The sequence below is a fragment of the Streptococcus oralis subsp. oralis genome (assembly GCF_000960035.1).
GTDB lineage: Bacteria > Bacillota > Bacilli > Lactobacillales > Streptococcaceae > Streptococcus > Streptococcus oralis_G.
In genome coordinates, this window is record NZ_JYGR01000005.1 from 362769 (window position 1) to 382564 (window position 19796).

General features: G+C 40.0%; 19 protein-coding genes and 1 other annotated feature. Of the genes, 18 read left to right on the top strand and 1 reads right to left on the bottom strand.

Annotated elements, in window-relative coordinates; genetic code table 11:
• Positions 1 to 711: a LicD family protein gene (locus TZ92_RS04910; RefSeq protein ID WP_033629514.1), complete on the top strand. Its 711-nt coding sequence runs from the start codon at positions 1 to 3 to the stop codon at positions 709 to 711.
• A 188-nt stretch (positions 712 to 899) separates the two neighbouring features.
• Positions 900 to 3407: an MBL fold metallo-hydrolase gene (locus TZ92_RS04915; RefSeq protein ID WP_033629515.1), complete on the top strand. Its 2508-nt coding sequence runs from the start codon at positions 900 to 902 to the stop codon at positions 3405 to 3407.
• Between the two features lie 50 nt (positions 3408 to 3457).
• Here the strand turns inward: TZ92_RS04915 and TZ92_RS04920 are convergent, their stop codons facing one another.
• Positions 3458 to 4936: an oligosaccharide flippase family protein gene (locus tag TZ92_RS04920; protein WP_033629516.1), complete on the bottom strand. Its 1479-nt coding sequence runs from the start codon at positions 4934 to 4936 to the stop codon at positions 3458 to 3460.
• A 122-nt stretch (positions 4937 to 5058) separates the two neighbouring features.
• Between TZ92_RS04920 and mecA the strand changes: the two genes are divergently transcribed.
• From mecA to TZ92_RS04995, 16 genes are all read left to right on the top strand, one after another.
• A complete protein-coding gene (gene mecA / locus TZ92_RS04925; protein WP_033629517.1) occupies positions 5059 to 5799 on the top strand; it encodes an adaptor protein MecA in 741 nt (246 codons plus the stop codon).
• Positions 5800 to 5947: 148 nt separating this feature from the next.
• Complete coding sequence (locus tag TZ92_RS04930) at positions 5948 to 7234, top strand: homoserine dehydrogenase (protein ID WP_033629518.1); 1287 nt, start codon at positions 5948 to 5950, stop codon at positions 7232 to 7234.
• 1 nt (position 7235) lies between these two features.
• Positions 7236 to 8105, top strand: coding sequence for a homoserine kinase (thrB, locus tag TZ92_RS04935; protein WP_033629519.1), 870 nt, complete (start codon positions 7236 to 7238; stop codon positions 8103 to 8105).
• Between the two features lie 259 nt (positions 8106 to 8364).
• Positions 8365 to 9303, top strand: a complete 939-nt coding sequence (gene msrB / locus TZ92_RS04940) for a peptide-methionine (R)-S-oxide reductase MsrB (RefSeq protein WP_033629521.1) — start codon at positions 8365 to 8367, stop codon at positions 9301 to 9303.
• 59 nt (positions 9304 to 9362) lie between these two features.
• Positions 9363 to 11087 carry an ABC transporter ATP-binding protein gene (locus tag TZ92_RS04945; RefSeq protein WP_033629522.1) on the top strand — a complete coding sequence of 575 codons (1725 nt, stop codon included), beginning with the start codon at positions 9363 to 9365 and terminating at the stop codon, positions 11085 to 11087.
• 1 nt (position 11088) lies between these two features.
• Entirely contained in the window at positions 11089 to 12837 is a 1749-nt protein-coding gene (locus tag TZ92_RS04950; protein WP_033629523.1) for an ABC transporter ATP-binding protein, read from the top strand.
• Between the two features lie 114 nt (positions 12838 to 12951).
• On the top strand, positions 12952 to 14211 hold the full coding sequence (locus tag TZ92_RS04955; protein ID WP_033629524.1) for a TRZ/ATZ family protein: 1260 nt from the start codon (positions 12952 to 12954) through the stop codon (positions 14209 to 14211).
• A gap of 61 nt (positions 14212 to 14272) precedes the next feature.
• Positions 14273 to 14408 (top strand) — a sequence feature (ribosomal protein L10 leader region).
• 38 nt (positions 14409 to 14446) lie between these two features.
• Positions 14447 to 14947, top strand: a complete 501-nt coding sequence (rplJ, locus tag TZ92_RS04960) for a 50S ribosomal protein L10 (RefSeq protein WP_001287273.1) — start codon at positions 14447 to 14449, stop codon at positions 14945 to 14947.
• Between the two features lie 74 nt (positions 14948 to 15021).
• Positions 15022 to 15390 carry a 50S ribosomal protein L7/L12 gene (gene rplL, locus TZ92_RS04965; RefSeq protein WP_001196964.1) on the top strand — a complete coding sequence of 123 codons (369 nt, stop codon included), beginning with the start codon at positions 15022 to 15024 and terminating at the stop codon, positions 15388 to 15390.
• 201 nt (positions 15391 to 15591) lie between these two features.
• Positions 15592 to 15765: a hypothetical protein gene (locus TZ92_RS09835; RefSeq protein ID WP_000159607.1), complete on the top strand. Its 174-nt coding sequence runs from the start codon at positions 15592 to 15594 to the stop codon at positions 15763 to 15765.
• Complete coding sequence (locus TZ92_RS04970) at positions 15762 to 16541, top strand: replication initiator protein A (protein WP_033629525.1); 780 nt, start codon at positions 15762 to 15764, stop codon at positions 16539 to 16541. The genes TZ92_RS09835 and TZ92_RS04970 overlap by 4 nt, the downstream gene beginning before the upstream one ends.
• A 98-nt stretch (positions 16542 to 16639) precedes the next feature.
• On the top strand, positions 16640 to 17998 hold the full coding sequence (gene dcm / locus TZ92_RS04975; RefSeq protein WP_033629526.1) for a DNA (cytosine-5-)-methyltransferase: 1359 nt from the start codon (positions 16640 to 16642) through the stop codon (positions 17996 to 17998).
• A complete protein-coding gene (locus TZ92_RS04980) occupies positions 17982 to 18431 on the top strand; it encodes a hypothetical protein (RefSeq protein WP_003042047.1) in 450 nt (149 codons plus the stop codon). The genes dcm and TZ92_RS04980 overlap by 17 nt, the downstream gene beginning before the upstream one ends.
• Entirely contained in the window at positions 18424 to 18804 is a 381-nt protein-coding gene (locus tag TZ92_RS04985) for a thioredoxin domain-containing protein (RefSeq protein WP_000566534.1), read from the top strand. The genes TZ92_RS04980 and TZ92_RS04985 overlap by 8 nt, the downstream gene beginning before the upstream one ends.
• A 12-nt stretch (positions 18805 to 18816) precedes the next feature.
• Positions 18817 to 19050 carry a hypothetical protein gene (locus TZ92_RS04990; RefSeq protein ID WP_000840776.1) on the top strand — a complete coding sequence of 78 codons (234 nt, stop codon included), beginning with the start codon at positions 18817 to 18819 and terminating at the stop codon, positions 19048 to 19050.
• Positions 19051 to 19052: 2 nt separating this feature from the next.
• On the top strand, positions 19053 to 19640 hold the full coding sequence (locus TZ92_RS04995; protein WP_033629527.1) for a CPBP family intramembrane glutamic endopeptidase: 588 nt from the start codon (positions 19053 to 19055) through the stop codon (positions 19638 to 19640).
• Positions 19641 to 19796: the final 156 nt, after the last annotated feature.

Here is a 19796-nt window from a genome sequence, read left to right on the forward strand (position 1 = left end):
GTGTTACAATGGTTAAAAAGAAGTTTAGCCAGTCTCTTAGGAGATAAGAAAGACCTGGTTAAAAACCTACCTATTATCAAAAGTTTAAATCAAAAAGCCAATATCGATTTGGATTCCAAGAGAAGTAATCTGCTCAAAGAAAATTTTGAAGATATTCTAAAGGCCATCTATCAATCGAATCTGAAATTCTATGATATCTGGTTAGATTTTGGAACTTTACTTGGTTTCTACAGAGAAAATGATCTGATTCCGCATGATTTAGATATGGACTTTGGGATTATTATCCCAGACTATGAAGCCTTTTTAAAGGATGAGAAAGTTCTTTTTGAGAAAGGATTTGTCAGAACAAAAGAGTTCTATTACAATGATAAACTTGTAGAATTATCCTATAGTTACAAGGGGCTCAATGTTGATTTTATTGTCTATGATAAAAAGGGAGATACGATTTCCTCAGATACAATTTTCTTCATGACAAATGCCTTGGGAAATCCTACAAGATATGAAGTCTACCACTATGAATTGCCCTTTGCAGCACTTACTGAATGTAGTTTTAAAGAGATTCTAGTAAAAGTTCCAGAAAATACAAGAGAATACATCAGTCACTTGTATGGGGAGGATTTTGAAATCCCTAACACCCATTACAACTGGAAAGAAAATCCAATTTACAAACAAAGAGATGCTAAATTGGCTAAAGTACTTTTGAAAAAGTAAACTTAGAAATACAAGAAAAGAGGGGATGGTGAAGTTCTTCCTTGTTAACTCTAGTCCCTATTCTAGTGTGACAATCAGACTTCTCGTTCCCTCTTTTTGTCTTATATTGACGGAAAGAAGCTAGAAAAGTTACTACCAGGATGAATCTTTCATCCTAGTTTCCGCTACAAAAGAAAGAAGTGGTTTAGATGAAAAAGAAACAGATAAAAGAAACACTTGTATTTACTTCCCTATTCTTGTTGCTCGTATCTGGACTATTTATACCAGCAGTTCAGGCAGATACTTCAAGCAACCGAATCCATTTTATCAATACCAAAGGAGTATCAGGAAGTGATGCCATCATTCTTGAGAGTAATGGTCATTATGCCTTGATTGACATGGGTGAAGACTATGATTTTCCAGATGGCAGTAATCCGCGTTATCCAAGTCGTGTAGGAATTAGTATAAACAATGAGTATGTATTAGAAGACAGACTGTTCAGACATATGCAACAGCTCGGTATTAAGAAGCTTGACTTTATTCTAGGAACCCATGTCCATAGTGACCATATTGGATCTGCGGATGAAGTTCTTAAACGTTATCCTGTAGACAGATTTTATCTAAAGAGATACTCAGATGAGCGCATCACATCAAAATGGCGATTGTGGGACAATCTTTTTAATTATGACAATGCTGTCAAGACAGCTCTAGAGCGTGGCGTAACTCTTGTGCAAGACATTACTGAGAAGGACAGTCACTTCACTTTAGGTGACATGGATATTCAGCTTTATAACTATAAAAACGAATATGACAGTGACGGTAAACTCAAGAGAGTCTATGATGATAATTCCAATTCCCTTGTGGCTGTAGTAACTGTAGCGGGTAAAAAGATTTATCTGGGTGGTGACTTGGATAATGCTGAGGGGGCAGAGGATAAGTTAGGTCCGGAGATTGGAAAAGTCGATATGATGAAATGGAACCATCATTATGATGCCCAAATTTCAAACACGATTCCTTTCTTAGACTCTCTATCTCCTAGTATGGTAGTTCATACATCTGCAGCAGATGCTAATCTTGCTACAACAAGAGACTATCTTAAGAAACATGGTATCGAAGTTGTTCACGCTTATAGCCAAACGAAAGATGCAACTGTGTTTGACATCAGTCAACGTGGATTCGCCAACATATCAAATGATTTTCCTGATATTCCTTCGGCAAGAAAGGTTTGGTATAAAGAAGATGGTTACTGGAAATATCGTTTATCAGATAATCAGATGGCTATCGGTTGGCAACGAATTGATGGATTTTACTATTTCTTTAATGGTCAAGGACAAATGCAGGCAGGTAAATGGCTTCATTTGAACGACTCTCGTGAAAAAACTGATGGTAACTGGTATTATTTGAACAACAATGGACAAATGCAAGATACTGGTTGGTTTAATCAAGATGGTACTTGGTATTATATCACATCAAGTGGAGCAAGAAGTTACAGTCAGTTAGTTGAAATTGATGGTCAGAAATATCTATTTAACAAAGAAGGTAAGATGCTGACAGGTCCTCAGGTCTATAATGGTAAGAAACTATTCTTTGCTAGTAGTGGTGCCCTACAGTCGGAAAGAAAAGCATCATCTTGGCAAAAGATTGCCTCAAATTGGTACTATTATGATGAGGATAGTATTCTAACTGTTGGTAAAAAAGACATCAAGGGTACAACTTATTACTTTGACAAAGAAGGTATTATGCAAACTGGCTGGGTCTTTGTTGATGGTCACTGGAACTATTTTGCGAACTCTGGCGCCATGCAAACTGGCTGGGTTAAGGACAAAGAAATTTGGTTCTATCTTGATAAAGACGGCAATATGCTAACTGGAAATCAAGAAATCAATGGCTCTCGTTACTATTTCAAGGCAAGTGGTGCCATGCAAACTGGTTGGCAATGGCAGGACAAGGGTTGGCAGTATTATACTAGCTCTGGTGCCATGAAGACGGGCTGGTTAAAATCGGGCGAATCTTGGTATTATCTGGATCCAGAAATTGGTATCATGGCAGTCGGATTGCAAGAAATTAATGGAAAGAACTATTTCTTCAAGTCTTCAGGAATCATGCAAGTTGGTTGGCAGTGGGTAAATGATAGTTGGCATTATTATGCCATTTCAGGTGCCATGCAAACAGGCTGGCTTAAAGATGGGGACACTTGGTATTATCTAGATGCTAAGGAAGGAACCATGTTGGTCGGTCTGCATGCAGTAAATGGTGAACAGTACTACTTTAGCACTTCCGGTGCTATGCAGACAGGTTGGAAGTGGATTGATGGTCAGTATCGATACTTCCAAGCAAGTGGTGCCATGAAGATGGGTTGGATCAAAGATCAAGGCAAGTGGTATTATCTTGAAAAAGAAAGTGGAACCATGTTGGTCGGTCTTCATACGGTGAATGCTCAGACCTATTATTTTGGTCCAAACGGAGCTATGCAAACGGGTTGGAAACAGCTTGATGGCAATTGGTACTATTTCCAAGCTGATGGTTCTTTGTTGAAGAACGCAACAACACCTGATGGTTACAAGGTAAACGAAGAAGGTATCTGGAAACAGGCTGTTGCTTCTGTAAATAGCGAGGCAGTCAAGCCAGAACAGAAACAAGAAACAAATTCTAATCTTGTTGAACAAGAAAAACAAGATTCAAATCCAGAAGCCAATGCTTCTGATAAGAAAGAATAAATAAGAAAACACCCTGCTGATAGATTTTTATCTATCAGTAGGGTGTTCTTTTAATTTCTTTTAAGCTTAGCAAGTACTAAGTCCAGAGCATAGTGGAGTGTTTTATCTTTGGCGATAAAGAGTGTCAAGAGATAATAGATACCACAAGCCGCAACAGTCGAGAGAACCATGAGAATCATGTTGAAGTTGACTGTGTAAGAGTTGATTTGGAAAAGGAATTTAAAGGCAAAATAAATCGGTATGAATCCAAGGGATACAATAGTATAGCGTGTTAGAGTAGCAAAGATTTCTTTCAAATCAATCAGTTGGTGTTTCTGGATAAAGCGAATTTCCAAGAGAACGACGATAGTCTCCGCGAGAATGGTCGTAGCGATATAGTACTCTGGTGCGAAAATATTATTGAAATACAAGAGGCAGTTGAAGAGGATATTGGCTCCGCCACCAAGGAAGTAAAAGGCAGTCAAGCGATTTTCGTGGTCATTGATAAAGATAATTTGTTTACCAAGGATCAACTCGATAGCCCAGATGATGGTACGAAAGGCGAAGACACTAGTCACAATACCCGCTTCGAGGTATTTTTCAGAAGAGTAGATAACTGCCGCGTAGTTCCCTAATACCATAATCCCAATACTAGTTGGAACGATGAGGAAGTAAAAGAGGGCAGCCCCTTGATTCAGAAGACTCTTATAAGAGGTGTAGTCTTTCTTACCGAGATAGTAGCCGAGACGTGGGATACTTACATTGAGAGCCCCACTTAAGACACTGGCTATCAGCATGACAATGCTGGAAGCAATAGTGTAGTAAGAAATGTAGTTTTCATCGGGTCCCTTGGTGATAAACATTCTATCAAGCAAGGTATAGAGCATGTTGGCGTTCGCTAAGAGAAGCATAGTCAAGAGCGGTTTAGATGCTTTGATTAATTCCACAAGACCAATCTTGACAAAGGAAACTTCTCTCTTGATCCAAAGAAAACTGAGCAGGTAGTTTAGGATGGTGGTTGCACTCATGACGATGGCATAAGGAACGATATCATCTGCAGTTTTAACAAAGGTAAAGATAGCAACCAGCATGGCAATTCGAATGATCAAGGTCTTGTAGAGGATGAAGGCATAGTTTTCATAAGCCTCGTTCATCCATTCGATATTGAGGAATTGGAAGAGTGCCTGAGCTCCTAGGATGTAGTAAAGGACTTTCAGGTTCACAATGCTGGTGTCGAAGAAGATAAAGAGGAAGTAGATACCAGTCGTCAGTAGAGAAGTGAAAACCGAAATATAAAACAACTTAGAAAAGACATAGTTGATTTTATTCTTGTCGTCCTTAACCTTACTGATAGCACGAATCCCGTAGTTGTATATTCCAAAGGCTGCTAGTGGAATGACAAAGCTGGCCCAGGTATTGGCGGTATTGAAGTAACCGTAGTTGGATTTGCTGAGAATCCGCGTCAGATAAGGGTTAGTTATCAGAGGAAAAACGATATTGAGAATATTGACCAGCAAGCTGGCCAATGCATTGACTTTTATATTTTTCATTGAACTTTCTTTCTTAAATCTAAAATCATATCTAGTATTATATCACATTCTCGCTTCATTCTTTTGATAAAATCGTAAAAATCTAGTATAATAGATAGACTGAAAGTATGAGGTTACTAGATATGAAGATGAAACAAATTAGTGATACAACACTGAAAATCACGATGACTTTAGATGATTTGATGGATCGGGGAATGGAGATTGCAGACTTTCTCGTTCCTCAGGAAAAAACTGAAGAGTTTTTCTATGCCATTTTAGATGAATTAGAGATGCCAGACAATTTCTTGGATAGTGGCATGTTGAGTTTTCGTGTAACGCCAAAACCAGATAAGGTGGATGTCTTTGTGACCAAGTCTAAGATTGACCAAAATTTGGATTTTGAAGATTTGGCGGATCTACCAGACATGGAAGAATTGGCCCAAATGTCGCCAGATGAATTTCTCAAGACACTAGAAAAGAGTATCGCAGAGAAAACCAAGGATGATATAGAGGCTATTCAATCCCTAGAGCAAGTCGAGGCTAAGGAAGAAGAGCTGGAGCAAACAGAAAAGGAAACTGAGAGTAAGAAAGAACCTTATATCTACTATATCCTGCGCTTTTCAAGCCTTGGTGACTTAGTTGCTTTTGCAAAGACGGTTAACTACCAGATGGAAACATCTGAACTCTATAAGATGAATGGGCACTACTATTTGACAATCTTAGTTGATGTGGAAAACCATCCTAGTCCATATCCAGCCTGGCTCTTGGCTCGTATGCGTGAATTTGCTGACGACAGTGATATCAGTCGTTCGGTATTACAAGAGTATGGTCACATCTTAATCAATCACGACGCGGTGTTCGGTCTTCAAAAAATTAATTCATAGTTTTTAGAATTCAATTTTTACTTATCAGAAAAGGCGAATCAGATGATTCGTTTTTTCTTTTCTATCTATAAATAGTGGTTTTCTTGGATAGGAATTTTCACAAAATTCTGTTATAATGGCTATATCAGAAAATTTCTAGGAGACAAACATGACAGTTAAAATTGCTTTACTTGGATTTGGTACCGTTGCAAGTGGCGTACCTTTCCTCCTAAAGGAAAACGGAGAAAAAATTATCCAGTCAGCTCATTCAGAGATTGAAGTAGCCAAGGTATTGGTCAAGGATGAAGATGAAAAGAATCGCTTGCTTGCAGCAGGGAATGACTTTAACTTTGTAACCAATGTAGAGGATATTTTATCAGATCAAGACATTACGATTGTAGTAGAATTGATGGGGCGTATTGAGCCTGCTAAGACCTTTATCACTCGTGCCTTGGAAGCTGGGAAACACGTTGTTACTGCTAACAAGGACCTTTTGGCTGTCCATGGCGCAGAATTGTTAGAAATCGCTAAAGAGCATAAGGTAGCACTTTATTACGAAGCAGCAGTTGCTGGTGGGATTCCAATTCTTCGTACCTTGGCAAATTCGCTGGCTTCTGACAAAATCACTCGTGTCCTTGGTGTAGTTAACGGAACTTCTAACTTTATGATGACCAAGATGGTGGAAGAAGGCTGGTCTTACGATGATGCTCTTGCGGAAGCACAACGTCTAGGATTTGCAGAAAGCGATCCGACAAATGATGTGGATGGGATTGATGCAGCCTACAAGATGGTCATTTTGAGCCAATTTGCCTTTGGGATGAAGATTGCCTTTGACGATGTAGCCCACAAGGGGATCCGCAATATCACACCAGAAGATGTAGCTGTGGCTCAAGAGCTTGGTTATGTAGTGAAATTGGTTGGTTCTATCGAGGAAACTCCTTCAGGTATTGCGGCAGAAGTGACCCCAACCTTCCTTCCTAAAGCACATCCACTTGCTAGTGTGAATGGTGTAATGAACGCAGTCTTTGTGGAGTCTATCGGCATCGGTGAATCTATGTACTACGGACCAGGTGCTGGTCAAAAACCAACTGCAACAAGTGTTGTAGCAGATATTGTTCGTATCGTTCGTCGCTTGAATGATGGTACCATTGGTAAAGACTTCAACGAATATAGCCGTGACTTGGTCTTGGCAAATCCAGAAGATGTCAAAGCAAACTATTACTTCTCAATCTTGGCTCCAGACTCAAAAGGTCAAGTCTTGAAACTTGCTGAAATCTTTAATGCTCAAGATATTTCCTTCAAGCAAATCCTCCAAGATGGCAAAGAGGGTGACAAGGCGCGTGTAGTGATTATCACTCATAAGATTAATAAAGCGCAGCTTGAGAATGTTTCAGCTGAGTTGGCCAAAGCTTCAGAATTTGACCTCTTGAATACCTTCAAGGTGTTAGGAGAATAGGATGAAGATTATTGTACCTGCAACCAGTGCCAATATTGGGCCAGGTTTTGATTCGGTCGGTGTAGCTGTAACCAAGTATCTTCAAATTGAGGTCTGTGAAGAACGGGATGAGTGGTTGATTGAACACCAGATTGGTAAATGGATTCCCCATGACGAGCGTAATCTCTTGCTCAAGATTGCCTTGCAAATTGCGCCAAACTTGCAACCGAGACGCTTGAAAATGACCAGTGATGTTCCCTTGGCGCGTGGCTTGGGTTCTTCAAGCTCGGTTATTGTTGCTGGTATTGAACTAGCTAACCAATTGGGCAATCTCAACTTATCGAACCACGACAAATTGCAGTTGGCGACTAAGATTGAAGGACATCCTGACAATGTGGCTCCAGCTATCTATGGAAATCTTGTTGTTGCGAGTTCCGTTGAAGGACACGTTTCGGCGATTGTGGCAGATTTCCCAGAGTGTGATTTTTTAGCTTATATTCCCAACTATGAATTGCGCACTCGAGACAGCCGTGGTGTCCTTCCTAAGAAATTGTCCTACAAGGAAGCTGTTGCGGCCAGTTCTATCGCCAATGTGGCCGTTGCAGCCTTGTTAGCAGGAGATATGGTGACAGCTGGACAAGCAATCGAGGGGGACCTCTTCCACGAGCGTTATCGCCAGGACTTGGTGAGAGAATTTGCGACGATTAAGCAAGTAGCCAAAGAGAATGGTGCCTATGCGACCTATCTCTCTGGAGCAGGGCCGACAGTTATGGTTCTGGCTTCTCACGACAAGATGCCAGCGATTAAGGCAGAATTGCAAAAGCAGTCTTTCAAAGGCAAACTGCATGATTTGAAAGTTGATACCCAAGGTGTCCGTGTCGAAACAAAGTAAAGAAATAGAAGATAGGATGGGGAAACTCTCGACCAGAGGGCTTCCTATCCTTTTTTTGAAAAGAAGTTTATACTCAATGAAAATCAAAGAGCAAACTAGAAAGCTAGCCGCAGGTTGCTCAAAATAGTGTTTTGAGGTTGTCGATAGAACTGACGAAGTTAGCTCAAAATACTGTTTTGAGGTTGCAGATGTAAGCTGACGTGCTTTGAAGAGATTTTCGAAGAGTATTGGTTAAAAACTTGATAAAGGAGAAATAAAGATGGCAGAAATTTATCTAGCAGGTGGTTGTTTTTGGGGTCTAGAAGAGTATTTTTCACGTATTTCTGGAGTGCAGGCAACCAGTGTTGGCTACGCAAATGGTCAAGTCGAAACAACCAATTACCAGTTGCTCAAGGAAACAGACCATGCAGAGACTGTTCAAGTGATTTATGATGAGAAAGTAGTGTCACTTAGAGAAATTTTACTTTATTATTTCCGTGTCATCGATCCCTTATCTATCAACCAACAAGGGAATGACCGTGGTCGCCAATATCGTACGGGAATCTATTATCAGAATGAAGCAGACTTGCCGGCTATCTACACAGTGGTTCAGGAGCAAGAACGCATGCTGGGTCGAAAGATTGCAGTAGAGGTGGAGAAACTTCGCCACTACATTTTAGCAGAAGACTACCATCAAGACTATCTCAAGAAAAATCCTTCAGGTTATTGTCATATCGATGTGACGGATGCTGATAAGCCATTGATTGACGCCTCTAACTATGAAAAGCCTAGTCAAGAGGTGTTAAAGGAAAGCTTAACTGAAGAGTCTTATCGTGTTACGCAAGAAGCTGCTACAGAGGCTCCATTTAGTAATTCTTATGACCAAACTTTTGAAGAGGGGATTTATGTAGACATCACGACAGGGGAGCCACTCTTTTTTGCTAAGGATAAGTTTGCCTCAGGTTGTGGTTGGCCAAGTTTTAGTCGTCCGATTTCTAAGGAGTTGATTCACTATTACAAGGACCTGAGCCATGGAATGGAGCGAATCGAGGTTCGTTCTCGCTCAGGAAATGCTCACTTGGGTCATGTTTTCACAGATGGACCTCGGGAGTTAGGTGGTCTGCGTTACTGTATTAATTCTGCATCCTTGCGCTTTGTAGCCAAGGATGAGATGGAAAAAGCAGGATATGGCTATCTATTACCTTACTTAAACAAATAAAACTGAGAGGGTGGGGCTTCCCACTTTCTTCATTTCTAGAATATGAATAGAAGGGATTTATGAAACACTTACTATCTTACTTCAAATCCTATATCAAGGAATCAATTTTAGCACCCTTGTTCAAGTTACTTGAAGCTGTGTTTGAACTCTTGGTTCCCATGGTGATTGCTGGGATTGTTGACCAATCCTTGCCTCAGAGAGATCAAGGCCATCTCTGGATGCAGATTGGCCTACTCCTTATCTTTGCAGTGATTGGTGTTTTAGTGGCCTTGATTGCTCAATTTTATTCAGCAAAGGCAGCGGTTGGGTTTGCCAAAGAACTGACAGACGACCTTTATCGTCATATTCTTTCCTTACCCAAGGACAGCAGAGATCGTTTGACAACTTCTAGCTTGGTGACTCGCTTGACTTCGGATACTTACCAGATTCAGACTGGTATCAATCAATTCCTGCGCCTCTTTTTGCGAGCGCCTATTATTGTTTTTGGGGCTATCTTTATGGCCTATCGCATCTCAGCTGAGCTGACTTTTTGGTTTTTAGTTATGGTTGTCATTTTGACGATTGTCATTGTCGGGTTATCTAGACTTGTCAATCCTCTCTACAGCAGTCTCAGAAAAAAAACGGACCAACTGGTTCAGGAAACGCGTCAGCAATTACAAGGCATGCGAGTTATTCGTGCCTTTGGGCAAGAAAAACGAGAATTACAGATTTTTCAAACCCTTAACCAAGTTTATGCTAGATTGCAAGAAAAGACGGGTTTCTGGTCTAGTTTGTTAACACCTCTGACCTATCTGATTGTTAATGGAACTCTTCTCGTCATCATCTGGCAGGGCTATATTTCAATTCAAGGAGGTTTACTCAGTCAAGGTGCCCTCATTGCCCTCATCAACTATCTCTTGCAGATTTTGGTGGAATTGGTTAAGCTCGCCATGCTGATCAATTCCCTCAACCAATCCTATATCTCAGCCAAGCGAATTGAGGAAGTTTTTACCGAAGCTCCAGAAGATATTTTTTCAGAATTAGAACAAAAACAAGCTACCGGTGATCGGGTTTTACAAGTCAAAGAATTAACCTTTACCTATCCTGATGCGGCCCAGCCTTCTCTAAGAAACATTTCCTTTGATATGAATCAAGGGCAGATCCTTGGTATCATCGGGGGAACTGGTTCAGGTAAATCAAGCTTGGTGCAAGTCTTACTTGGTCTTTATCCAGCAGACAAGGGGAGTATTGACCTTTATCGAAATGGACGTAGTCCTCGTAATTTGGAGCAGTGGCGGTCTTGGATTGCCTATGTGCCTCAAAAAGTCGAACTCTTTAAAGGCACTATTCGTTCCAACTTGACTCTAGGTTTCAATCAAGAAGTATCTGACCAGCAATTATGGCAGGCCTTGGAGATTGCGCAAGCTAAGGATTTTGTCAGTGAAAAGGAAGGACTCTTGGATGCCCTGGTTGAGGCAGGAGGTCGAAATTTCTCAGGTGGACAAAAACAAAGGCTGTCTATCGCACGTGCAGTCTTGCGCCAAGCTCCATTTCTCATCTTAGATGATGCGACCTCGGCCCTCGACACCATTACCGAGTCCAAGCTCTTGAAAGCTATTAGAGAAAATCTGCCAAATACGAGCTTAATCTTGATTTCTCAACGGACTTCGACACTTCAGATGGCTGACCAGATTCTCCTCTTGGAAAAAGGTGAGCTCCTAGCTGTTGGTAAGCACGAGGAATTGATGAAGACTAGCCAAGTCTATCGTGAAATCAATGCATCCCAACATGGAAAGGAGGACTAGCATGAAACGACAAACCGCCAACCAGACGCTCAAACGTTTGGCCATAGATTTAGCAAGCCATCCCTTCCTCCTTTTCCTAGTCTTTCTAGGAACTATTGCCCAAGTTGCTTTATCGATCTACCTACCTATCTTGATTGGGCAGGTCATTGACCAGGTCCTAGTAGCTGATTCTTCACCAGTTTTTTGGCAGATTTTCATTCAGATGATCTTGGTAGTCATAGGAAATACTCTGGTACAATGGGCCAATCCTCTTCTTTATAATCGTCTAATCTTCTCTTATACCAGAGACTTGCGGGAGCGAATCATTCATATGCTCCATCGGTTACCGATTGCTTTTGTGGATCGGCAAGGCAGTGGAGAGATGGTTAGTCGTGTGACCACAGACATAGAACAGCTGGCAGCCGGCTTGACCATGATTTTCAATCAATTTTTCATTGGCGTTTTGATGATTTTGGTTAGTATTCTAGCCATGCTTCAAATCCACCTCTTTATGACCCTCTTGGTCTTGCTGTTGACGCCACTGTCCATGGTGATTTCACGCTTTATTGCCAAGAAATCTTATCATCTCTTTCAGAAGCAAACAGAGACAAGGGGGATTCAGACTCAGTTGATTGAAGAATCGTTGAGCCAGCAAACTATTATCCAGTCTTTCAATGCTCAGACAGAATTTATCCAAAGACTGCACGAGGCGAATGCCAACTACGCAGACTATTCTCAGTCAGCTATCTTTTATTCTTCAACGGTCAATCCTTCAACTCGATTTGTAAATTCGCTCATTTATGCCCTTCTAGCTGGAGTAGGGGCCTATCGTATCATGATGGGATCCACCTTGACTATTGGGCGTTTAGTGACTTTTTTGAACTATGTCCAACAGTACACCAAGCCCTTTAACGATATTTCTTCAGTACTAGCCGAGTTGCAAAGTGCTCTTGCTTGCGCAGAGCGCGTCTATGCTGTCTTAGAAAGTCCAGAGGTGGCTGAAACAGGTAAGGAAGTCTTGACCAGTGACCAAGTCAAGGGAGCCATTTCCTTTAAGCATGTTTCTTTTGGATACAATCCTGAAAGGATCTTGATTAAGGATTTGTCTATCGATATCCCAGCTGGTATCAAGGTAGCCATCGTTGGTCCGACAGGTGCTGGTAAGTCAACTCTCATCAATCTCCTCATGCGTTTTTATCCTATTAACTCGGGAGATATCTTGCTAGATGGGCAATCCATTTATGATTATACCCGAGCTTCATTGAGACAGCAGTTTGGCATGGTGCTCCAAGAAACCTGGCTCAAGCAAGGGACCATTCATGACAATATTGCCTTTGGAAATCCTGATGCCAGTAGGGAGCAGGTGATTGCTGCCGCAAAAGCAGCCAATGCAGACTTTTTCATCCAACAATTGCCTCAGGGATACGATAGCAAGTTGGAAAATGCAGGAGAATCTCTCTCTGTTGGGCAAGCCCAGCTCTTGACCATCGCCCGAGTCTTTCTAGCTATCCCAAAGATTCTTATCTTAGACGAAGCGACTTCTTCCATCGATACACGGACAGAGGTGCTAGTACAGGATGCCTTTGCCAAACTCATGAAGGGGCGCACAAGCTTTATCATTGCTCACCGTTTGTCAACCATTCAGGATGCGGATTTGATTCTAGTTTTGGTAGATGGTGATATTGTTGAGTATGGCAATCATCATGATCTCATGGCTAGAAAGGGCAAGTATTACCAAATGCAAAAAGCTTCAGCTTTTAGCTCGGAATAATCCTTTCTATTTTGAAATCTTATGAACGAAAAAAGTTGCCTTCGGGTGACTTTTTTGTTACAATAGCTAGAAAAATTATTCACTGTAAATTGTCTTATAGAAAAGGAGCCTAGAATGAAAGTCTATCAGCATGTAAATATCGTGACTTGTGACAAAGATTTCCATGTTTATTTGGATGGTATCTTAGCCGTTAAGGACTCTCAAATCGTCTATGTCGACCAAGAGGAGCCAGAGATTTTAGAGCAAGCTGAGCAGATTATAGACTATCAGGGAGCCTGGATTATGCCTGGTTTGGTTAATTGCCATACCCATTCTGCTATGACAGGTTTGCGAGGGATCCGGGATGATAGTAATCTCCACGAATGGCTCAATGACTATATCTGGCCAGCAGAAGCAGGATTTACTCCCGATATGACTACCAAGGCAGTCAAAGAAGCTCTGACAGAGATGCTCCAGTCAGGAACAACAACCTTCAACGATATGTATAATCCCAATGGTGTGGATATTGAGCAAATTTATCAGGCAGTTAAGGCATCTAAGATGCGTTGTTATTTCTCACCGACCCTCTTTTCTTCAGAGGCAGAAACAACTGCTGAGACTATAAGCAGAACACGAGCCATCATAGAGGAAATCTTAGGATATGAAAATCCAAATTTCAAGGCTATGGTAGCTCCTCATTCTCCCTATAGCTGTAGTAAAGATTTACTAGAAGAAAGTTTAGAAATGGCAAAAGAGCTGGCCATTCCTATCCATATCCATATGGCGGAGACCCAGGAGGAATCAGGAATTATCCTGAAACGATACGGCAAACGCCCCCTCGCATTTCTAGAAGAACTAGGTTACTTAGATCATCCGTCTGTCTTTGCTCATGGGGTCGAATTAAATGAGAGAGAAATTGAACGCTTGGCGACTTCTCATGTGGCTATTGCCCACAATCCTATTAGTAACCTCAAACTGGCCTCAGGAATCGCTCCCATCATCCAACTGCAAAAAGCAGGAGTAGCAGTGGGGATTGCGACAGACTCGGTTGCTTCCAATAATAATCTAGATATGTTTGAGGAAGGACGGACAGCGGCCCTTCTTCAAAAGATGAAAAGTGGAGATGCCAGCCAATTTCCTATCGAAACAGCCCTTAAGGCACTGACGATCGAAGGAGCTAAGGTTCTAGGAATGGAAAAGCAGATAGGAAGCCTAGAAGTTGGCAAGCAAGCGGATTTTCTGGTCATTCAAGCACAAGGAAAAATCCATCTTCAACCTCAGAAAAATATGCTCTCTCATCTGGTTTATGCTGTCAAATCCAGTGATGTTGATGATGTTTATATCGCTGGAGAACAGGTGGTTAAGCAAGGCAAAGTTTTGACAGTAGAGATTTAAAAAAATTTAAAAAAAGTTTGCAAAAATCTTGCATTCTTTTTTTGTCTATGCTATACTTATATACGGTTTGAAAAAACTGCCTAAGACAGTAGGGGAGCTCGACTCATAAAGATCCTACCGAGGACAAAACGTATCATGTAAAAAGAAGCGTATTGTACTTTCGTGTCTAGGTTTGGGCGCGTTTTTCTTTTGGAAAAATTCCCCAAGCAAAATAATTACGGAGGTGAACACACTAATGAGTGAAGCAATTATTGCTAAAAAAGCGGAACTAGTTGACGTAGTAGCTGAAAAAATGAAAGCTGCTGCATCTATCGTCGTTGTAGACGCTCGTGGTTTGACAGTTGAGCAAGATACAGTTCTTCGTCGTGAGCTTCGTGGAAGCGAAGTTGAGTATAAAGTCATTAAAAACTCAATCTTGCGTCGTGCAGCTGAAAAAGCTGGTCTTGAAGATCTTGCATCAGTATTTGTTGGACCATCTGCAGTAGCATTTTCTAACGAAGATGTTATCGCACCAGCGAAAATCTTGAACGATTTTGCTAAAAACGCTGAAGCACTTGAAATCAAAGGTGGTGCAATCGAAGGCGCTGTCGCATCAAAAGAAGAGATTCTTGCACTTGCAACTCTTCCAAACCGCGAAGGACTTCTTTCTATGCTCCTTTCTGTACTTCAAGCGCCAGTGCGCAACGTTGCTCTTGCAGTCAAAGCGGTTGCAGACAACAAAGAAGACGCAGCTTAATCTTAAGCTACGCAGCGTAGCTTAGCTACGAAAAAACTATTATAAAATTAAAAACTTATTTGGAGGAAATAACAATGGCATTGAACATTGAAAACATTATTGCTGAAATTAAAGAAGCTTCAATCCTTGAATTGAACGACCTTGTAAAAGCTATCGAAGAAGAATTTGGTGTAACTGCAGCTGCTCCTGTAGCTGTTGCTGCAGCTGGTGCTGCTGACGCTGGTGCTGCTAAAGACTCATTTGACGTTGAGTTGACAGCTGCTGGTGACAAAAAAGTTGGCGTTATCAAAGTTGTACGTGAAATCACTGGTCTTGGACTTAAAGAAGCTAAAGAACTTGTTGATGGTGCACCAGGTGTCATCAAAGAAGGCGTTCCAACTGCAGAAGCTGAAGAAATCAAAGCTAAATTGGAAGAAGCTGGAGCTTCAGTTACTCTTAAATAAGAGGCATATACCAATTAGAATTCGGAATACTATAGTATCAGCCTTTTAGAATCGTGAACACATTTTAGAAACTGATAAATTAATTTAGTTTCCTACCAAAAACCCTACCAAAAATTAATTTGGCAGGGTTTTTCTTTTTAATAAAATTATTTTGGAGAACAGTTGAATATTGTTCTCCTTTTTTTATTTTCTGGAGGAAAAATGACAAAAGAATTACAATCATCACGCTATATTGTCATTTCATTTTTAGTACGTGAAATGGGAATAGATATTGTTGAGGCCATATCTCTTATGGCTGAATTAGAAAAAAGTGGCTTGGTTCGCTTGGAATCAAGTGGAGATTTAATACTCAAAGAGCTTGGAGGAGCGCTATGAAACGAATTACCGCAAATCAATACCAAACTTCAGAACGGTATTATAAATTACCTAAAATTCTTTTTGAGGATGAGAAATATATGGATATGAAACTAGAAGTAAAGGTGGCTTATTCTATTTTAAAAGATCGTTTAGAATTATCTCTCAGTCGTGGTTGGATAGATGATGAAGGAGCAGTATATTTAGTATTTTCTAATTCTAAACTGATGAGGCTGTTAGGTTGTTCGAAGTCAAAATTACTGTCCATCAAAAAAATTCTTAAAGAATATGACTTAATTGATGAAGTCCAACAGTCTTCAAGTGAGAAAGGAAGACTAGCTAATAAGATTTATTTAGGGGAATTATCTTCTACCCCAGTAGGTAATTCAAACAGGCCTAGTGTTAAAAAAACACTAGGGCAGGTTGAAAATGATACGGCCCCCGTCTCATATTCAGCCCCTAGTGAGACTGAAGTTAGTGAGACTAAATATAGTGAGACTGATTCTTTATTTATTGAGGATGAGGAGAATAGGAATACTCAACCTATTTTGAAAAGAAAAGTAGAAAAGGTCACAAAATATGATCGAGATTATATTTGGGGATTGGTACAAGATCAATTTAGACGAGAAGGTTTTTCTGAAACAGCCAGTGAAATTGCTATGACTGATTTTGAGAGAATCTATCAGTATGCTCTTGACAATGTTCGCTTTGTTAGACGAGCGGAAGTACTTGCTGAATTTGTGTTTAATGGCTTGTATTCTGTTTGGAATAACCGTGTTAGAAAAGGAGGTGGTTAAATGTCGCCAATCGAGTGGATATTGGTTATGCTTATTGTCATTTCAAGTGGAGTGACAGTTTTGACAATGGTAGTCGATAAGAAAGGGGTGATAAAGAAATGAGATTTATTGATTTATTTTCAGGTATCGGGGGTTTTCGACTAGGAATGGAAAGTGTTGGACACGAGTGTATTGGATTTTGTGAGATTGATAAATTTGCTAGAGAATCTTATAAATCCATTTTTCAAACGGAAGGAGAAATTGAATTTCATGACATACGAAATGTTTCAGATGATGAATTTAAAAAACTTAGAGGGAAAGTCGATATCATCTGTGGGGGATTCCCTTGTCAAGCATTTTCAATCGCAGGAAGACGATTGGGATTTGAAGATACTAGAGGAACTTTGTTCTTTGAAATTGCTCGGGCGGCCAAACAAATCCAACCACGTTTTCTTTTTCTTGAAAATGTTAAAGGCCTACTCAATCACGATAAGGGACGGACGTTCACCACAATCCTTACCACACTTGATGAGTTGGGGTTTGATGTTGAGTGGCAGGTGCTTAACAGTAAGGATTTTGGCGTTCCCCAAAACAGAGAGAGGGTGTTTATTATCGGACATTCTAGAAAGAAAGGTACCAGACTCTTATTTCCTTTCAGACGAGAAGGTCAAGCAACTAACTCTGAGATTTTAAAAACATTAGGAAATTTGAATCCATCAAAAAGTGGAATGAGCGGTAAAGTTTATTATTCAGAAGGTCTTGCGCCAACCTTAGTTCGTGGGAAAGGAGAAGGATTTAAGATTGCGATTCCTTGTATGACACCAGACAGATTAGACAAGAGACAAAATGGTAGACGCTTTAAGGAAAATCAAGAGCCGATGTTTACTTTAAATACTCAGGATCGTCATGGCATTGTCGTTGTTGGAGATTTACCCACTAGCTTTAAGGAGACCGGTCGCGTCTATGGAAGTGAGGGCTTATCTCCAACACTGACTACGATGCAAGGAGGAGATAAAATTCCCAAAATACTGATTCCAGAACCAATCCAATTTTTAAAAGTCAGGGAAGCAACTAAAAAAGGATACGCTCAAGCAGAGATTGGAGATTCAATCAATTTGGAAAGACCAAGTTCTCAGTATCGGCGTGGTAGAGTTGGAAAAGGTATAGCGAATACGTTAACAACTAGTGGTCAAATGGGAGTAGTAGTGGGTAGCTATGAAGGAGAAGATAAACAAGTTTATCATGTAGCTGGTGTCTTGATAGATGGACAATTTTACCGTCTGAGGATACGACGAATCACTCCTAAAGAGTGTTTTCGCTTGCAGGGCTTTCCTGATTGGGCTTTTGAAGCTGCGAGAAAAGTCTCTAGTAATAGTCAGCTCTATAAACAAGCTGGTAATAGTGTAACCGTTCCTGTGATTGCCGCGATCGCAAAGAAATTAAAAGAAATAGAGGAAAAAGATGAAAGCATTAAATAAAGAATCAATACTAGATTGTGATGAATTAGAAACAGAATTACATGATGCAGAAATCAAACAGCTGGATGAACAATTATTTTTGATGCCCAATTATCCATGTGAGTTTGAAGTAACATTTTTAGATGATTACCATAAAAAACATAACTACCCACTATTTTACGAGTCCTATCTTCAAAACGTTATGGAATTCCTTGAAAGTCAAGACATAAAGAATGGGGTTGATGCCTTTGTAGATGATCATCAAAATCTTGTTTTTGTTTTATATGGACAAGGCTATCGAGCCGAGGGAGAAGAGGGAATACTTACAACCCAAGTAACTGTAAAAGCTTATGATGAAGACAAGAAATCGATTAACTTCTCAAATTCATTAGATTCCTTAATCGTCTCAGAATATCAAATGGAACCGAATCTTTGGGAGGTCTCCCATGATTGATCTCTATCTAAGTAAAAATAGCCAAAGAAATCAACTTCTTTTGGATTTCTTTCAAAAGTATGGCATCGAGGTGTCTTGTCATTCGATTTCTGAAATGACAAAGGATAAATTAATTGAGATGATGAGCTATTCTTCAGATTGTTTTGAGTTTCTATCTCCCAATTTATTACGATTTAAGAACCGTGACAATCTAAGATTAACGGATTTCATTGAAATGATATTAAAAAATCCTGAACTATGCATCAGGCTTCCTCTTGCGGTTTCAAATAAGCGGGTTTATCCAAATCTGAATTTGGAAGAGGCTAGAGCTCTATTGCCAAGAGATACGAAACAATTGATTTACATGGCACAAACACATTATTTATCTAGTTAAAGGAGAAGCAATATGGCTGAACGATTTTGGGAGAACTTGTCCATTATTTTGGCTGAAAGAAATATTAGCTGGATTGAGTTAACCAGAAAAATGTTTGCGGGAGAGTTTCACTATCCAAGTGAATTGAATCGTTTGTATCAAAAAATACGCCACTACAAGATGGAACAACGAATGCCTCAAAGTCCATGGGTAGAAAGGATTGTGCAGGTATTAGATTTAGATTATGAAGATTTATTTCGGAGGTAACTATGAAAAGAATAATTCCAGTTTATATATTCCAACAAGTAAATGTCTTATTGGTATCCCTATACTTACTGAAATTGCTTTGTATTGGTGAGTTAACCATACTACAGATTCTCTATTGTGCGTCGCTCATTTCTTTTTTATGGATGTATGGCCAACGAAAACAAGTGGTCAAGGTCAATATGAAAACTAGGATGAAATGGCTTGGTATTGGATTCGTTAGCCTACTGATTATAAGTCTATGTTTTAGTCTGATTCATGCTCAAGGAACCACGAATCAAGCAAACTTAATTGGCCTTCAACATCAGGTTCCTTGGTTTTCATTTTTATTGTTCTTAATCAATGCGAGTATGGTTGAAGAATTTCTGTATCGAGAAATTTTATGGAATCTGGTCATAAAATTAGATATTCGAGTTGCTTTGACAAGTGTTTTATTTGCCTTAGTACATCATCCAGGAACCATTCTAGCTTGGTGTTTATATGTTTCACTTGGGATCTTTTTAGGGATGGTGCGCTATAAATCTGACTTATGGGGAAGTATGGGTCTACATTTGGTGTGGAACCTACTAGTTTATAGTTTGCTGCTTTTTTAGACCAAATTAGCTTGTTTTAGGGAAATGAAATGCTAACGTTATGTAATAATGTTAGTCTTTTATTTCAAACTCTTTGATTAATATGAATTTAGCTCGACAGAAAAATAAGAAATGTGATAAAAATTTCAACTACTCTTATCTATAATAAAGCTACCT